Source organism: Herbidospora yilanensis, assembly GCF_001570565.1.
Taxonomy (GTDB): domain Bacteria; phylum Actinomycetota; class Actinomycetes; order Streptosporangiales; family Streptosporangiaceae; genus Herbidospora; species Herbidospora yilanensis.
In genome coordinates this window covers 97,909-115,213 of sequence record NZ_BBXE01000033.1, presented here as the reverse complement: position 1 = coordinate 115,213, position 17,305 = coordinate 97,909, and the positions used below count along the sequence as shown (strand labels likewise).

7 protein-coding genes are annotated in these 17,305 nt (G+C 72.5%); 1 reads left to right on the top strand and 6 read right to left on the bottom strand.

The window, feature by feature from the left end; genetic code table 11:
* Positions 1-49: 49 nt before the first annotated feature.
* The 6 genes from AW273_RS26430 to AW273_RS26405 all read right to left on the bottom strand — a co-directional run bounded on the left by AW273_RS26430 (position 50) and on the right by AW273_RS26405 (position 13,359).
* Positions 50-937 carry a GNAT family N-acetyltransferase gene (locus AW273_RS26430; RefSeq protein ID WP_062353552.1) on the bottom strand — a complete coding sequence of 296 codons (888 nt, stop codon included), beginning with the start codon at positions 935-937 and terminating at the stop codon, positions 50-52.
* Positions 938-1,050: 113 nt separating this feature from the next.
* Positions 1,051-3,501: a glycoside hydrolase family 3 C-terminal domain-containing protein gene (locus tag AW273_RS26425; protein WP_232327602.1), complete on the bottom strand. Its 2,451-nt coding sequence runs from the start codon at positions 3,499-3,501 to the stop codon at positions 1,051-1,053.
* Between the two features lie 66 nt (positions 3,502-3,567).
* On the bottom strand, positions 3,568-6,603 hold the full coding sequence (locus tag AW273_RS26420; RefSeq protein WP_062353545.1) for a non-ribosomal peptide synthetase: 3,036 nt from the start codon (positions 6,601-6,603) through the stop codon (positions 3,568-3,570).
* Positions 6,600-7,838, bottom strand: a complete 1,239-nt coding sequence (locus AW273_RS26415) for a glycosyltransferase (RefSeq protein WP_157556164.1) — start codon at positions 7,836-7,838, stop codon at positions 6,600-6,602. Before AW273_RS26415 ends, AW273_RS26420 begins: the two co-directional genes overlap by 4 nt.
* Positions 7,826-8,146, bottom strand: a complete 321-nt coding sequence (locus AW273_RS26410; protein WP_157556162.1) for an acyl carrier protein — start codon at positions 8,144-8,146, stop codon at positions 7,826-7,828. Before AW273_RS26410 ends, AW273_RS26415 begins: the two co-directional genes overlap by 13 nt.
* Complete coding sequence (locus AW273_RS26405) at positions 8,143-13,359, bottom strand: non-ribosomal peptide synthetase/MFS transporter (RefSeq protein WP_232327601.1); 5,217 nt, start codon at positions 13,357-13,359, stop codon at positions 8,143-8,145. The genes AW273_RS26410 and AW273_RS26405 overlap by 4 nt, the downstream gene beginning before the upstream one ends.
* Before the next feature lie 519 nt (positions 13,360-13,878).
* Here AW273_RS26405 and AW273_RS26400 point away from each other — a divergent pair.
* Positions 13,879-17,268 (top strand): discoidin domain-containing protein, encoded by a 3,390-nt coding sequence (locus tag AW273_RS26400; RefSeq protein WP_062353536.1) that lies wholly within the window; start codon positions 13,879-13,881, stop codon positions 17,266-17,268.
* The last annotated feature ends 37 nt before the right edge of the window (positions 17,269-17,305 follow it).

Sequence of the window (17,305 nt, the reverse complement as noted above, 5' to 3'; positions counted from 1 at the left end):
GTGGGCCGTGTCATCTCACCTTGTCAATACCGTGTTGGAAACACGCAGTTCACACAGGTTGCTCCCAGACCAGGTCGACCTGGTGCTCGATGGTGACGTAGCCCGCGCGGGCGAAGGCGCGGGCCATCGGCACGTTGGTGACGTCGGTGCTGGCGCGGATCCTGGGAACGTCGTTTCCCGCCAGGATCCGGGTGCCCTCGGCGAGGAGTTCGCCGACGAGCCCCTTCCCCCGGTGGGCCGGGACGACGCCGATGTAGGCGATGATCGCGTTGTAGGCGTTCCTGGCCGGGATGACGAAGCCCGCGGGCTCGCCGTCGACGATCCCGATCCGCCACCACTCGCGGGGCGACCGGTAGAGGGCCAGTTCCTGCTCGTACTGGCTCTCGGCCTGTTCGCGGGGGGTCATCTGGGCCAGTTCGGCCCGGGTGTGGGCGTCGAGGCTGCCCTCGACCACCTCGGTCATCAGGCCGACCAGTTCGTCGCGGCCGGCCGGCTCGCGGAACTCCAGCGTGGTGGGCGCGATGGGCGTGCCGGGGCGCCATTCGAGGCGCAGGCGCTCCACCAGCGGTTTCGCGCCCGCCTCCTGGAGGACGTCGAGCCAGGTCGTGTCGTGGTCACGCCAGTCGGGCGGGACGAACCGCAGGAACGGCGGCGGGGTGCCCGTGACGACGTGGCGCATCGCGGCGTCGAGCAGCGCCCGGCCGGCCTCCGGGGTGTCGAGGTCGAAGACGTCCATGACCAGCGGGTCTTCGTCGCCGTCGCGGCACCACCAGGCGACGCGGGCGACCGGCTCGCCGTCGCGGAGCGCGAGCCACGACCAGTCGAGGCGGCGGCGGCCGGCGTCGAGGTCGGCCTCCAGTTCGGCGTTCAGCGACGACGGGAAACGGCGGAACAGGTCGAGTTCGTGACGGCCCTTCAGGGGCCGGATTTCCAACATGGGCTTCCTTCGTGAGAGGTCGCCCGATCACTCCTCGCCCTGTCGGGAGGAATCGGGCGTGATGATGCCACGCATATCGATCCCTCCTTTCTTCCGGCCACCATTGATAGTGGTCACGGCGATGGGGACGCAACGCATTTAAGGCGCAGATCGACCACCGAGCGTCCGGCGTGCACGACGAACTCCCCATCCTCGGTACGCCACCCGCCCGCCTCCCAGTGCTGGAAGGCCCTCCGGGGCAACCCGACGACCACCTCGACCGCCTCGCCCGGATCGGCGCGCACGACGGCGAACCCGGCCAGCCAGCGCGGCGGCCGGCCCGACCCCGGTTTGCACAGGTAGACCTGCACGACCTCCCGCCCCGGCCGCTCGCCGGTGTTCCTGACCCTGACCCGGACCCCGTCGCCGACCGGCGTGAGGCTCTCGTAGGACCACGTCGTGTAACCGAGGCCGTGGCCGAACCAGTAGCCAGGCGACCTGTCGGCGGTCAGCCAGCCGCGATGGCCGACGTTCGGCCCCTCGGCGTAGATCACCTGCCCGTGCACCGGCGCGGCCGGGAGGAGCGGGACGTCGCTCCAGGTCGTGGGCAGCCTGCCGCCGGGTTCCCGGCGTCCGGACAGGACGTCGGCGACGCCGTGCCCGCCCTGCTGCCCCGGGAACCAGCAGAGCAGCAGCGCGTCGACCTCGTCGCGCCAGGGCAGCGCGACCGGCCCGCCCGAGTTGACCACGACGACCGTCCTCGCGGCGGCCGCGACGGCCTTGACGAGGTCGTCCTGGCGGCCGGGGAGCGCGAGGTCGGCCCGGTCGTGCGCCTCGCTCTCGATCTCCTCGGTGGTGCCGACCACGACGACCGCGACGTCGGCGTTCCGCGCCGCGTCGACGGCGGCCTGGATCGCGGCGTCGTCGTCGGGCCGGGGCGGGTCGGCGGCCAGCACGCAGGCCCGGCCGGTATGGGGCTCGATGGCCCGGGTGCCCGTGACGAGCACCTCGACGCCCTCTTCGAGCCAGACGACGGCGTGCCGGAACGGCGGTTTGAGGTGGACGGTGGCGGGATCGTCGCTGTCGCAGGGCACATGGGTGTCGAGCACCCGCTGACCGTCGACGCTCAGGGTGAGGCGTCCCCAGCCGGCGATGGAGAGCCGCCAGTGCCCGGAGACCTCCGGGCGCAGGAAGGAGCTGACCTCGACGGTCGTGGTGCCCTCGACCACCGACGGCTCGGGCAACCAGCCGGTCCGCCGGTCCTCGGCGAACAGCTCCTCGCCGTCGCCGCCGAGCATCCGCACCCACGCCCGGTCGACGGGCGTCGGCCCGGCCTGGACGTCGACCCCCGGCACGTGGACCAGTCCGGGCGCGACCTCCCGCAGCCCGTCGAGGATGGAGACGACACCCGAGGGGTAGACGCCTCCGCTCCCGCCGCCCTGGATCCTGGTCCGCGCCGCGTGCGCCCCGATGACCACGATCCGGGGTGTGGCCAGCGGCAACACCCCGCCGTCGTTCTTCAGCAGCACGCACGAGTCGGCCACCGCCCGCCGCAGCAGCGCGAGTTCGGCGGGGTCGCCCGCGTGCCCGCCGGCGGCCTGCTCCGATCCGGCCGTCTCCGGCGCGAGCCCACCGTTCCGGGTGAGCTGCACCCGCTCGGCCAGCGTCTTCGGAACTGCGCGGGGAGCTTCACGACCGGGGTGCGGACGGTCGGGCGAGGTCGTCTGGAGGGGCGCGTCGCATTCGGCGTGCGGCGTCGGCCCGGTCGCCGCCTCAGGCAGGACGCGGACCCGGTCGGCCAGCAACCTCAGCCGGGCGATCTTGTCGTGGACGACCGCCTCGGGGACCGTTCCGTCCCGGACGGCCGCGCGTAACGGGTCGCCCCAGAAGTCGTTCGGCCCCGGCATCGCGAGGTCCTGGCCCGACAGGGCCGAGGCGACCGTCGAGCGCACGCCGCCCCAGTCGGAGACCACCACCCCGTCGAAGCCCCACTCGGTCTTCAGCGGGTCGCGCAGCAGCGGATTCTCCGCCATCGAGGCCCCGTTGACCCGGTTGTAGGCCGACATCACCACCCACACCCCCGCCGCCACCGCCGCCTCGAACGGCGCGAGGTAGACCTCCCGCAGCACGCGGGCGGCGATGAGCGAGTCGTAGGTCATGCGTTCGGTCTCGGCCTCGTTGCCCACGTAGTGCTTGGCCGTCGCCGCCACCCCGCGCGACTGGACGCCGGCGATGTAGGCGGCCCCGATAAGCCCGGTGAGCAGGGGGTCTTCGGAGAAGCACTCGAAGTGGCGGCCCCCGAGCGGGGAACGGTGCAGGTTGAGGTTGGGGGCCAGCAGGACGTCGACGCCCTTGCGGCGGGCCTCGGAGCCCAGGAGGGCGCCGAGCTCGCCGACGAGACCGACGTCCCAGGTCGCCGCCAGGGCGGTCGGGGAGGGCAGGACGAGCGAGGTGCGCCGCTCGTCCCAGCCGGGGCCGCGCACCCCGACCGGGCCGTCGGACATGACGAGTTCGGGCAGCCCCAGGAGAGGTTCCGAAGCGGTCCGCCATACCGACGACCCGGACAACAGCCGGACGAAGTCCACAGATCCCCCCGCGTCTGAGTGGGTTTGGAGAGCGCTCTCCATTGAAGGGATCCGGGACCGGCCCTGTCAATCCACCAGCCGGGCCGCCTCCTCGTCGGTGAGGGCGTCGAGCTCCTCGGCCAGCAGGTCCTCGATGGTCCTGGCCAGCTCCTCGACCGTCCGGCGGAGGAACAGGTACCTGATCGGCACGTCGAGGTCGATGATCGCGCGGATGCGGGCCGCCACCCGTACCGCGATCAGGGAGTGGCCGCCGACGGCGAAGAAGTCGTCGAGCGCGCCGACCCGGTCGAGGCCGAGGACCTCCTGCCAGATGTCGGCCACCAGGCGTTCGGCGTCGGTGCGGGGCTCGACGAACTCGGCCCCGCTCTCGGCGACCGGATCGGGCAGCGCCTTGCGGTCGACCTTGCCGCTGATCGTCATCGGCATCGCGGCCAGGCGGGTCCAGAGCGCCGGCATCATGTACGCCGGAAGGATCCTCTCCAGGTGGTCGCGCAGGTCACCGAGGTCGGCGTCGCCGACGACGTAGCCGACGAGGATGTCGCCCCGCGCGGTCACCGCCGCCTGGTCGACCCCCGGACAGGTGAGGATCGCCGCCTCGACCTCGCCGGGCTCCACCCGGAAACCCCGGACCTTGACCTGGTTGTCCATCCGGCCGAGGAACTCCAGGTTCCCGTCGAAGCCCCACCGGGCCCGGTCGCCGGTCCGGTAGACCCGCTCGCCCTCGAACTCGACGAACCGCTCGGCGGTCAGCTCCGGGCGGCCGTGGTAGCCGTCGGCCACCCCGGCCCCGCCGATCAGCAGCTCACCGGCGACGAACGTCGGCGCGACGCCGCCCGCGCGGTCGGCGACGTAGCACGTGGTGTTCGCGATCGGCCGCCCGATCCGGGGCTCCCCGCCGCCGGCGGGCACCTCCCAGGTCGTCGACCAGATGGTGGTCTCGGTGGGGCCGTAGACGTTGACCAGGCGGCCGAGCCTCGGCCGCAGCTCGCGCGACAACTCCTCGGGCAGCGCCTCGCCGCCGACCAGCCCGGTGATCGCCGGGGCGCAGAACCCGGCCTCGATCAGCACCCGCCAGCCCGACGGCGTCGACTGGATGTGGGTGATCCCGGCGTCCTCGATCAGCTTGATCTGCGCCGCGCCGTCGACCGCGACGTCCCGCTCGGCGATGACGGCCCGGCCCCCGCCGACGAGCGGCAGGTAGAGCTCCAGCGCCGAGATGTCGAACGACACCGACGACAACACCAGCCAGACCTGCCCGGGGTCCGACCCGAGCAGGTCGGCCATCCCGGCCAGGAAGTTCGCCAGCGCCGAGTGCCGGATCACCACGCCCTTGGGCCGCCCGGTGGAGCCCGAGGTGTAGAGCGTGTACGCGTGGTCGTCCGGCCCCGGCGGGAACCCGCCGGACGGGTCGGCCGCCAGGGCCTCGGAGACCGTGACGACCTCCACGCCCGGCGGCAGCCGGTCGGCGGGCCCCTCGTCGGCCAGCACCAGCACCGCGCCGGAGTCCTCCAGCATGTACTGGATGCGGGCCGGCGGGTTGTCGGGATCGATCGGCAGGTACGCCGCCCCCGACCGCATCACGCCCAGCAGCGCGGGCAGCACCCGCACCGACCGGTCGACGCACACCGCGACGACCGACCCGCGCCGGTCGCCGAGCCGCCCGGCGATCCGGGCGGCGGCCCGGTCGAGTTCGGCGTAGGTCAGCACGTGCTCGCCGTCGGAGAAGGCGATCGCGTCGGGGGTGCGGGCCACCTGCTCGGCGAACAGCCGGGGCAGCGGCGCGGGGACGGGCCGCGTGGTGGCGTTCCACGTGGTGACGAGCTTCGCCCGCTCGTCGCCGGTCATGAGGGGCAACCGCGAGAGCGGCAGCGCCGGGTCGTCGGCGATGCCGCGCAGCAGCACCCGGAACCGTTCGAACAGGGCGGTGACGGTCGGCTCGTCGAACAGGTCGGTGTCGTAGCGGACCACGGTCACCAGGTCCCCGCTGTCGTCGCCGGCCCAGAAGACGTCGACCGCGACGTCGCAGCGCACCCACTTCCACCCGTGCGGGAAGGGGGTCGCCGTCAGCCCGGAGAAGTGCTGCTCGCGCTCCAGCTCGCCCGGGTGCAGGGTGAACGTGGTCTGGTAGAACGGCGTGACGCTGAGGTCGCGGCCGATGTCGAGCTCCTCGACGAGCCGCTCGAACGGCACCCGCCGCCGCGACAACGCCCCCAGCAGGGAGGCCATCGTGCCGCGCAGGAACTTCTGGAACGGCGGGTCGCCGGACAGGTCGCCGCGCAGCACCAGCATCCCCGACAGGCCCGCCACCAGCGCGTGCGCCTCCTCGGTGTCCCGGCCGCCGTCGGGGACGCCGACCGTCACGTCGTCCTGGCCGGAGTGCCGCGACAGCAGCACCTGGTAGGCCGCCAGCAGCAGCGCGAACAGCGTGCAGCGCGAGGAACGGGCCACCTCGGAGAGCCGGGAGACCAGCGACGCCGGGATCCGGAACGCGATCTCGTCGCCGTGCCCGAGCCGTTCGGCCGGGCGGGGCCGGTCGGCGGGCAGCTCCAGGGTCGGCGGGTTCGCCAGGCGCTCCCGCCAGTAGTCCAGCTCCTTCGGGTCGACCTCCGGCGTCTGCGCGGCGTGCTCGCGGGCGGTGACCTGGAGCGGGCCGGGTTCGCCGCCGCCGTAGAAGACCGCCAGGTCGTCCATGAGGACGTCCAGCGACCAGCCGTCGGCGATGATGTGGTGGGTCACCAGCACCAGCACGTGGCTCTCGGGCCCGAGCCCGACCACCGACACCCGGAAGGGCAGGTCGGCGACCAGGTCGAAGGGCCGGTTGGTCCGCTCGGCGACGAGCGACTCCGCCTCCTCGGCCGACGACGCGCGCAGCCACTCCACCTCGACCGGCGCGGCCGGTTCGACGACCAGCACCGGCCGCCCGTCGACGGCGGGGAAGCGGGTGCGGAGCGTCTCGTGCCGCCGGGCCACCGCCGTCACCGCCCGTTCGAGCGCGGCGGGGTCGAGCGGCCCGGTCAGCAGCCGGACCCGGTGCAGGTTGAAGGCGGCGTCCTCCGGGTCGAACTGCTGGAGGAACCAGGCGCGTAACTGGGCCGGGGTCATGCCGTCTCTCCTGAGCGCAGTCGGCGGGCGAGCGCCAGGCGCTCCTCCCGGGTGAGTAGATGTCTGGCCGAATAGGGGGCCGGGGTTCCGGCCAGCCCTTCGATCGCCTCGGCCGCCGCGCCGAGCCCGCCGTCGGCGGGCACCCGGACACGCGGCCCGGTCAGCGCGGCCTTCAGCAGCGCGGCCGCCTCCTCGGGCGACCACCGCTGCTCGGGCAACCACGACCCGAGCCCGGCCGCCGCGACCCGGGCGCCGTTCTCGGCCCGGTCGAACCCGTGGGCCAGGACGACCTGCGGGGTGCCCGAGGTGGCCGCCCTGATCAGGGTGCCGATCCCGCCGTGGTGCAGGATCGCCCCCACCCTCGGGACGACCCGGTCGAACGGCAGGCCGGGAAACCAGCGCATCCCGTCGGGCAGCGTCGCGGGCACCAGGTCGCGGTGCCGCACGGCCAGCAGCGCGGGCCGCCCGACCGCCCGGCAGGCCTCGACGGCGACCTCGTAGAACCGCTGGTGCAGCATCCGCCCGGTCCCGCCGGTGACCAGCACGGCGTCCTGGTCGAGCAGTTCCGCGGCCTCCGGCGGGAGCTCGTGGTCGCCGTCGGAGTCGCCGAGCGGCGCGCCGGTCAGGCGCACCCGCTTGGGCGAGGGAGTGCCCGCCCGGTCGAACCACGAGGGCCAGAGCGCCACGTCGAGGTGGGCCGACGCGAACCAGGCCGCCCAGTCCTTCACCGGCGGCAGCCCGACGCCCGCGCGGACGGCGTCGAGGCGGTCGGCCATCGTCTGGGCGTAGGTGTGCGCGATGCCGCGCTCGGACATGTACTGGATCGGCGTCACCGCGACCCAGGCGGCCGGGGCGTCGAGCGCCTCGGCGGCGAACAGGGTGGAGATGGCCGTGGTGTGCCGCCCCACCAAGATGGTCTCGCCCGGAACGTATCGTTCCATCGTGTGCCGGATCTCGAACACGATCTGCTCGAACAGCCCGTTGGCCTCGTAGTAGTCGCGCCACCGCCCGAGGCCGGCGCCCAGCAGCGGGGGAGTGTCCGCCAGGTTCGCCTCGTACGCCTCGCGCGTGTCGATCGCCGTGAACTCCAGGCCGGCCCGCTCCGCCAGGTCCCGGAAGGGCCCGTGGGTGAGCAGCTCGACCTCGTGGCCGCGGTCGCGCAGCGCCCGGCCGAGGGCCACGAACGGCAGCACGTCACCATGGCTGCCGTGCGTGGACATGATCACTCGCGCCACGTGCGGTCTCCCAGAAGCGCCCTGATCTCGCCCGTGGGCAGGGCGTCGACCTCGGCGAGCAGCGCGTCGACGTCCTCGCCCTCCTCGTCGAGGATCTCCTGGATGGCCCGTGCCGCCCCGGACGCGGTCAGGTCGCCCGCGAACAGCACCTCGATCGGCAACACCACGCCGAACTCGCTCTCCACCCGGGCTAAGAACTGCACCATCGCCAGCGACTGACCGCCGAGGTCGAAGAAGTCCACGTCCGGGGACGTGACCGGAACCCCGAGGATCTCGCTCCAGAGCCGCATGACCCGCTCTACGTTCACTTTTCCTCCGTGCTGAGCTTTTTCGCACCAACTGCTGCGAACCCGATGACATCGTCGGGGATGGCGTCCGGAACCTCCAGATCGAAATTCCACAACCGCCGCATCCGTGTCCCGATGGCGACCGTGGCCGCCATGACCAGGGCGAACAGGACGTACATGAGAGCGATCCCACGCCCTTCCCCGGTTGCGATGATCATGCCGACCGTACTGCTCAGGGGGCCGTCCGCGGCCATCAACGGCTCGAACAGCGCCGTTCCGTAAGGGGCGATGAGCCCATAGCCGATAGGGAGTGTCGAAAAGGCCACAAGCTGGTTCAGCGCGAAGACCCGGCCGTGGAACCGCTGGGGAACCTTGACCTGGATGATCGTGTTGTAGATGCCGTTCAGCACGGTCAGCGAGGCGAACATGCCGAAGGCGCCGGCCGCGATCACGACCAAGTCCTCACGCACCCCGACGACCAGCGCGAACGCCGCCAGCGAGAGCGTGGCGAGCAACTGGCCGCGCAGCCGGAGCCGGCGCGGGCCGCCCCAGAAGGTCATCGCGAGCCCGCCCAGGAACACCCCGAGCCCGCCGAAGAACGCCACCCGCCCCACGTCGGCGGTGTCGCCGAAGCTCAGCACCAGCGGCGAGACCAGCAGGAACAGCGGCGACATGAACAGGTTCACGACCGCGAAGAACAGCAGCATGCGCCGGATGCCCAGATGCCCCCAGGTGTAGCGGAACCCCTCGGCCATCTCTTTCAGCACGGTCTCCCGCCGCTTCCACGGCAGGCTGCGCGGGAACCTGATCGCGGCCAGCACGGCGATCGCCACCACGTAGCTGACCACGTCGATGACCAGGATCCCGCCCAGCCCGACCACCGCGAGCAGCCCCGCCGCGACCAGCGGGACCACGAGCTGGGCGACCCCGGTGGCCATCCCGACGACGCCGTTGGCGTGACCGAGGTACCGCTTCGGCACGAGCTGGGGGATGGCCGAGGCGTAGGCGACCCGCTGGAAGGTGAGCGCGACCGAGAGCGTCACGAGCAGCGGGTAGACATGCCAGATCTGTATCGTTCCGGTCCAGACGAGGATGCCCAGCCCGAGCTGGGTCCCCCCGGCCGCGAAGTCGGCGCACAGCAGCACCGCCCGCCGGTTGAACCGGTCGACCACGGCCCCCGCGAGCGGGGCGGCGAGCAGCCCCGGCACCAGGCCCAGCACCGAGAACAGCGCGAAGTTGGCCAGCGAGCCGGTCTCCAGGTAGATCCAGAGCGGGATGGCGAACTCGGTCAGCGCCGACCCGGTCATCGAGACGAGCTGACCCGCGGCGAGCACGAGGAAGCGCCGCATGCTCGGCGCGGGCCCGGCCGATCTGGGCAGCCCGGCGTCCGGGACGGGGCTGTCCGTCCGGGAGACGCCCTCGACCCACCACGTGCCGGTCCCCTTCGCGGGCAGCACGTCACCGGACGCGTCTTCCGCCAGCTCGCCGTGGACGGTGGTCACGATCGTGGCCAGTTCCTCGGCCCGGTATTTCACGAAGTAGTGCGCCGCCTCGTCCAGGACCACACAGGCCGTCACCCGGGACAGGCAGTGCCACTCGCGGTAGCGCTCCTGGTAGAACTCCATGACCGGGTCGCGTTCCCCGGCCACCGCGATCACCGGGGCCGACAGCGGTTCCGCGCCCTCCTCGAAGAGGCGGGCGAAGTACCGCTCCGCCTCCCGGGTGCCGCGCCGCCGGTTGCGGACGATGAGTTCGAGTTCGGCCTGGTCGAACTCGGCCACGTCCAGGCCCGAGGCCACCAGGCCGTTGATGCGGGACTGGTCGCTGCCGTGGTCCTCCAGCCACTCGCCCACCCGGGCGAACAGGCCCCGGGGCCGGGTGAAGGGGAACACGCCGCCCAGGTAGACGGCCTCGGCCGGCCGCCCGGCCGCTTCGAGCCGGCGGGCGACGGCCGCGACGAGGGTGGTGCCCGCGCCGCAGTGGCCGTACAGGACGACGCGGCCCTCGACGGTGGCGAGGATCTCGGCGGTGACCTGCTCGGCGACCTCCTCGGCCGGGCGCGGCTCCTCGCCGAGTTCGTTGCCGGGGACGGCGATCGAGTGCAGCGCCCAGTCGCCGGGCATCGCGTCGGCCAGCGGCTTGTAGATGACCGCGCTGCCGCCGCCGTAGGGGGCGCAGACGAGGGAGGCGGTCACCGGGCGCTCGGGGGTCAGCCGGTGGAGCAGGCCGCCGGAGCCGCTCTCCTCCCGGGCCAGCTCACGCACGGTCGGGTGGGTGAACAGCCGCATCAGCGTCACCGGGTGACCGGCCTTGCGCATGCGGGCCACCACCTGCATCGCGAGCAAGGAGTGGCCGCCCAGGTCGAAGAAGTCGTCGGTCACCCCGACCCGTTCCAGCCCCAATACCGCCGCCCAGATCGCGGCGATGGTCTCCTCGGCCTCCGTCGCGGGCGCGACCAGGCCGGTCAGGACCGGCTCGTCGGCCGACGGCAGGGCCGCGCGGTCGACCTTGCCGTGCGCCTTGAGCGGCAGGACGTCGAGCCACACCCACCGGGCCGGGACCATGTAGTCGGGCAGCCGGTCCCTGGCCCAGGCCCGCACGTCGACGGCCGGGATCTCGTCGCCGACCAGGTAGGCGACCAGCCGCTGGTCGCGCAGCTCCACCACCGCCTGCGCGACGGCGGGATGTTCGGCGAGCACCGTCTCGACCTCGCTCAGCTCGACCCGGTAGCCCCGGATCTTGACCTGGAGGTCGCGGCGGCCGAGGAACTGCAGCACCCCGTCGTGGGTCCAGCGGCCCAGGTCGCCGGTCCGGTAGACGCGGGAGCCCGGCGGCCCGTAGGGGTCGGGGAGGAACTTCTCGGCGGTGAGGGCGGGCTTGCCGAGGTAGCCGCGGGCGAGCCGGTCGCCGCCCAGGTAGATCTCGCCCGTCACCCCGGCCGGGACGGGCCGCAGGTGCTCGTCCAGCACGTAGACCCGCGCCCCCGGCAGCGGCCGTCCGATGGGCAGCGTGGCCTGGCCGGTCTGACCGGGCTCGACCTCGAAGGTGGTCACGCCGACGGTCGCCTCGGTCGGGCCGTAGTGGTTGACCACCCGGCAGTGCCCGGCCAGCTCGGAGGCCCAGCCGACGGTCGAGGCCTCGCCGCCCAGGATGAGCAGCTCCTTCGGGAGCTCGACGTCGAGGGCCGCCAGGTGGGAGGGGGTCATCTTCAGGTAGTCGGGGCGGACCGGCCACGGGTCGGTCGACTTCGGCGGGATCAGGTGCAGGGTGCCGCCGGTCATCAGCGACAGGTAGAAGATCGTCACCCCGAAGTCGAAGGCGAGCGACTGGGGGAGGGCGAACACCTTCCCGTCCTCGATCCCGAACCGCTCCCGCACGCCGGACAGGTAGGTCAGCACCTCCCGGTGCCGCACCGCCACCCCCTTGGGCCGGCCGGTCGTCCCGGAGGTGTAGATCACGTAGGCCAGGTCGCCGGGCGTCACCCCGGTGTCGGGCGGGCCGGCCGCCTCGCCCGCGTCCAGGCCGAGTTCGACGGTCCCGCCGGGCAGCGGGCGTCCGGTGACCGACACCCGCGCCCCGGAGTCGCCGATCAGGTAGGCCAGCCGGTCGTCCGGCTGCTCCGGGTCGAGGGGGACGTAGGCCGCGCCCGCCTTGAGGACGCCCAGCAGGGCCGCGGCCACCCCGGCCGACTGCTCCAGGCAGACGGCCACGCGGTCGCCGGGGCGCACCCCGGACGACCGCAGCCGGTGGGCCAGGTGGTTGGCGCGCCGGTCCAGTTCCCGGTACGTCACCACCTCGCCCCCGAACACCACGGCCGGGGCGTCGGTGACGGGCGGCAGCTCGTGCAGCAACCGGGCGGGCAGCGGCCGGGCCGGGGCCGCGACCCCCAGGGCCAGCACCTCGTCGGCGTCGGGAACCCACGCCACCTGCGACAACGGGGTCTCGGGCGCGGCGCGCAGGACGGTCGTCAGCGACTCGGTCAGCCGGGTGACGGTCTCGGGCCGGAACAGGTCGGGGTTGTAGATGACCAGGCCGTCGCCGCCCCACAGGTAGAAGGCCAGGTCGAAGCGGCTGACCGTCACCTCGGGATGGAACGCCGAGACCGTCAGCCCGTGGTCGTCCCGGGGCCCGTAGTTCTGCAGCGCGAGCAGCACCTGGAACACCGCCGACCGGCTGACGTCGCGCTCCACCTTCAGTTCGCCGACCAGCTTGTCGAACGGCAGCTCCTGGTGGGCGTAGGCGTCCAGGCAGGAGTCGCGGACGCGGAGCAGGAACTCCCCGAAGGACGGGTCGCCCGACAGGTCGGCCCGCATCGCGAGCGTGTTGACGAACATGCCGGCGAGGGGTTCCAGCTCGGGCAGCGGGCGTCCGCTGACCGGCGAGCCGACGGCGAAGTCGTGCTGCCCCGACCACCTGCCGAGGGTGAGCTGCAGCGCGCCCAGCATGAGCATGTAGGGCGTCACCCCCTGGTCGGCGAACCGGGCCAGGAGATCGGGGTCGACGCGGAAGCGGTGGCCCCGGCCAGAGGTGGTCTGCTCGGCCGGGCGGGGGAAGTCGAGCGGCAGCTCCAGCGGCGGCACCCCGGTCAGCCGGTCGCGCCAGTAGGCGAGGTCGCGGGTGTGGTCGCGGGTGCGCTCCCACAGGGCGTAGTCGCCGTACTGGATCGGCAGCGGGTCGAGGGCGTCGCCCCCGTGCAGGGTCAGCAGCTCGCGCAGCAGGATCTCGGCCGACCAGCCGTCGGTGACCGCGTGGTGGGCGGCCATCAGGAGGACGTGGTCGTCCGGGGCCAGGCGGACCAGCAGGACGCGGAGCAGCCCCCCGGCCGCCAGGTCGAAGGGCCGGGCCAGCGTGGCGGTGATCAGCTCCTGGGCGGCCTCCTCGGAGGCGGCCTCCACGAGGGAGAACTCGGTGGCGGGCTCGGCGTCGACGACCACCTCGGGCAGCCCGTCGTCCGAGGCGAGGAAGCGCATGCGCAGGCTCTCGTGCCGGCGCGACACCTCCGTCACCGCCGCCGCGAAGGCCGTCGCGTCGAGGGCGCCGGTGAGGCGGGTCGTGTAGGGGACCGTGTACGCCGTCGTCCCCGCCCGGTAGTGCTCCAGGAACCACAGGCGCTCCTGCGCGTGCGACAGCGGCGGGACGATCTCGGGAGAACGCGGCGCGATGGTCTCCGAGACGGTCCGGCGCTGGAGCCGGCGGGCGAGAAGTGCCTGTTTGGCCGGGGAGAGACTGGTCAACAGATGCTCCGGATTCGTCGAGGCCCCTCGTCGGGGCCGATTCGCAGCCCGGGCCACGACCGGCCTGCGGCCGTCCGCGTCCCGCTCACGCGGACAGCACGAATCCGCGCCCCCGCCGACTGATTTGGGAGCGCTCCCACTACGCCCTTCTGTGAGGCTATGGACGCGTTTTCGGCAGGGTCAAGGAAACGACGAAATTTCATTACGTTTCATGACATCGCGGTAACGGCCTGCAGTTTCAGCCCCGATTCGGCGCCCGCCCTTGACAATCCGGCGCCGGCCTGCCCGAAGTCAGATCGGGTCTTACTGCAGGTCAAAGCGGGTGTTTCGGTCAGCGGGCCGGCCGCATGGAGAGCGCTCTCCACCTGCGTCGATGCCTGCTTCCGGCCATCCCCGGTGTTTCGGTGGTGTTTCCCCGCGCGGGATTGGGGCCTTGACACCTGTCAGCCGCCCGCGCGAGTCTCTTGATTTGGAGAGCGCTCTCCAACCGCGAAGCCCTTCACCCCCCAAGGAGCGGCCGTGTCCCGCTTAGGCCTGTTCATCGCCACCCTGGCCGCGCTCGTCGCGTCCGGGCTGGCCGTCCCGTCACCGGCGGCGGCCGCCGACCCGCCGATCTCGCAGGGCAAACCCGCGACCGCCTCCTCCTCCGAAGGCGGGGCCTTCGTCCCGGCCGCCGCCTTCGACGGCGACCTCACCACCCGCTGGGCCTCCAACTTCAGCGACCCGCAGTGGGTCCAGGCCGACCTCGGCTCCACCCGGCAGATCAGCCAGGTCGTCCTGCACTGGGAGGCCGCCTACGGCCGCTCCTTCGCCATCCAGACCAGCACCGACGGCACGACCTGGACCGACGTCTACACCACCACGACCGGCACGGGCGGCGTCCAGACGCTGAACGTCACCGGCTCGGGGCGCTACGTCCGCCTCTACGGCACCCAGCGCGGCACCGGCTACGGCTACTCCCTCTGGGAGTTCCAGGTCTTCGGGCCGGGCGGCGGCACCGGCGACCCCGGAGGCACGTGCGGGACCGCCAACGTCGCCCAGGGGAAGACCGCGACGGCCTCCAGCGTCGAGAACGCCGGCACCCCGGCGAGCGCCGCCTTCGACGGCTCGGCGACCACCCGGTGGTCCAGCGCCTACAGCGACCCGCAGTGGGTGCAGGTCGACCTGGGCTCGGCCCTGCCGGTCTGCAAGGTGGTGCTGACCTGGGAGGGGGCGTACGCGACCGCGTACAAGATCCAATCGAGCCTCAATGGCACGACCTGGACCGACCTGCACAGCACCACGACGGGCGCCGGCGGCACCCAGACGATCGACGTGAGCGGGACCGGCCGCTACATCCGCATGCACGGCACCGCCCGCAACTCGGGCTGGGGCTACAGCCTGTGGGAGATGGCGGTCTACTCGGGCGACGGAGGCACTCAGGAACCGGAGCAGCCGGGAGACTGGACCGAGGTCTGGCGTGACGACTTCACCGGCGGCGCCGGCACCTCCCCGAGCGCCGCGAACTGGCTGCTGCGCACCGGCACCTCCTATCCCGGCGGCGCCGCCAACTGGGGCACCGGCGAGGTCGAGACCATGAGCGCCTCCACCGCCAACGTGTCGCTGAACGGCCAGGGCTTCCTGGAGATCAAGGCGCTGCGGGACGGCGCCGGCAACTGGACCTCCGGCCGCGTCGAGACCCAGCGCACCGACTTCGCCCCCCAGCCCGGCCAGATGCTCCGGTTCAGCGCCCGCCTCAAGCAGCCCGACGTCGCCAACGCCCTCGGCTACTGGCCCGGCTTCCGCGCCACGGGAGCCGCCTACCGAGGCGACTACACCAACTGGCCCGGCGTCGGCGAGACCGACATCATGACCAACGTCAACGGCCGCAACCAGCTCGCCCAGACCCTCCACTGCGGCACCGCGCCCGGCGGCGTCTGCAACGAGTACGACGGAAGGACCAGCGGTTTCGCGTCGTGCACCGGCTGCCAGACCGGCTACCACGAGTACACGCAGGTCATCGACCGCACCAAGACCGACGAGGAGATCCGCTTCTACCTCGACGGCCGGCAGACCTGGGTCGTCAGGGAGTCCCAGGTCGGCGTGGCGGCCTGGCAGGCGGCCATCCACCATGGCTTCTACCTGCGCTTCGACCTGGCCATCGGCGGCTCGCTGCCGAACGCGCTGGCCGGTCAGACCACCCCGACGGCCGCGACCACGCCGGGGGGCGTGCTGAGCGTCGACTGGGTGCAGGTCGCCCGCCAGACCGGCGCCACCCCGGCCGCGATGACCGACCCCCCGACTCCGGCCGGGCCGTCGGTCGTGCGGGTGACGGGCACCCAGGGCAACTGGCAGCTCCAGGTGAACGGCCAGCCCTGGGAGGTCAAGGGCCTCACGTACGGCCCGCCGCAGAGCGCCGGCGACGGCTACCTGCGCGACCTGAAGAACATGGGCGTCAACACGATCCGCATCTGGGGCGTCGACGACGCCACCCCGGCGCTGCTCGACAAGGCCGCCCAGCACGGCATCAAGGTGATCGTCGGCCACTGGCTGAACCAGGGCGCCGACTACGTGAACGACACGGCGTACAAGACCGCCGTGAAGGCCGAGATCGTGGCCCGGGTCAACACGCTGAAGGGCCGCCAGGGCGTGCTGATGTGGGACGTCGGCAACGAGGTCATCCTGACGATGCAGGACCACGGCCTGCCGGCCGCGACGGTCGAGGCCCGGCGCGTCGCCTACGCCCAGTTCGTCAACGAGGTCGCGGTCGCCATCAAGGCGGCCGACCCGAACCACCCGGTGACCTCGACCGACGCCTACACCTTCGCCTGGACCTACTACCGGGCTCACTCGCCGGCCCTCGACCTGCTGGCGGTCAACTCCTACGGCGCGATCCACACGGTCCGCACCGACTGGATCAACGGCGGCTACACCAAGCCCTACATCGTCACCGAGGCCGGGCCCGACGGCGAGTGGGAGGTCCCCGACGACGTCAACGGGGTGCCGACCGAGCCGACCGACCTGCAGAAGCGCGACATGTACACCGCCAGCTACAACGCCATCCACAACCACACCGGCGTGGCGCTGGGCGCCACCCAGTTCCACTACGGCCTGGAGAACGACTTCGGCGGCGTGTGGCTCAACACCCTCACGGGCGGCTGGCGACGGCACGGCTACCACTCGCTGAAGCGGGCGTACACGGGCACGGCCTCGGCCAACACCCCGCCGGAGATCAACTCCATGACGGTCCAGAACCAGACGGCCGTCCCCGCGGGCTCGCAGTTCGTCGTGGAGACCGGCACCACCGACCCGAACGGCGACCTGATCCGCTACAACCTGATGTTCTCCAACAAGCACGTCAACGGGAACCGCGGCTTCGACCACGTGAGGTTCACCGAGACCTCGCCGGGCCGCTTCTCCGTGACCGCGCCGCAGGCCATGGGCGTCTGGAAGGTGTACGTGTACGCCTACGACGGCCACGGCAACGTCGGCATCGAGACGAAGTCGTTCCGCGTCGTGCCGCCCGTCGCCCCCGGCGTCAACGTGGCGGCCGGCAAGACCACGACGGCCTCGACCTTCCAGGCGACCGGCGACGGCGGCCCCTTCAACGCCGCCCGGGCCACCGACGGCAGCTACACCTCCCGCTGGGCCAGCGAGTGGGCCGACCCGCAGTGGATCCAGGTCGACCTGGGCTCCAACCAGGCGGTGAAGCACGTGCAACTCGCCTGGGAGGGCGCCTACGGCAAGTCCTACCGCGTCCTGACCAGCACCAACGGGACGACGTGGACCGAGTCCTACGCGACGACGTCGGGCGACGGCGGCTTCGACAGCCTGAACCTGACGGCGACCGCCCGGTACGTGCGGGTGGAGATGACCCAACGCGGCACGCCGTGGGGCTATTCGCTCTGGGAGTTCGGCGTCTACGTGTAATCACCCTGTGTGGCAGGTTCGCCCGGTTCCGGGGCCG

What these genes read in the sequence shown, in the direction of transcription:
- AW273_RS26420 (WP_062353545.1), bottom strand. Translation starts at nt 6,603, where the DNA reads ATGACCCCGGCCCAGTTACGCGCCTGGTTCCTCCAGCAGTTCGACCCG.
- AW273_RS26430 (WP_062353552.1), bottom strand. Translation starts at nt 937, where the DNA reads ATGTTGGAAATCCGGCCCCTGAAGGGCCGTCACGAACTCGACCTGTTC.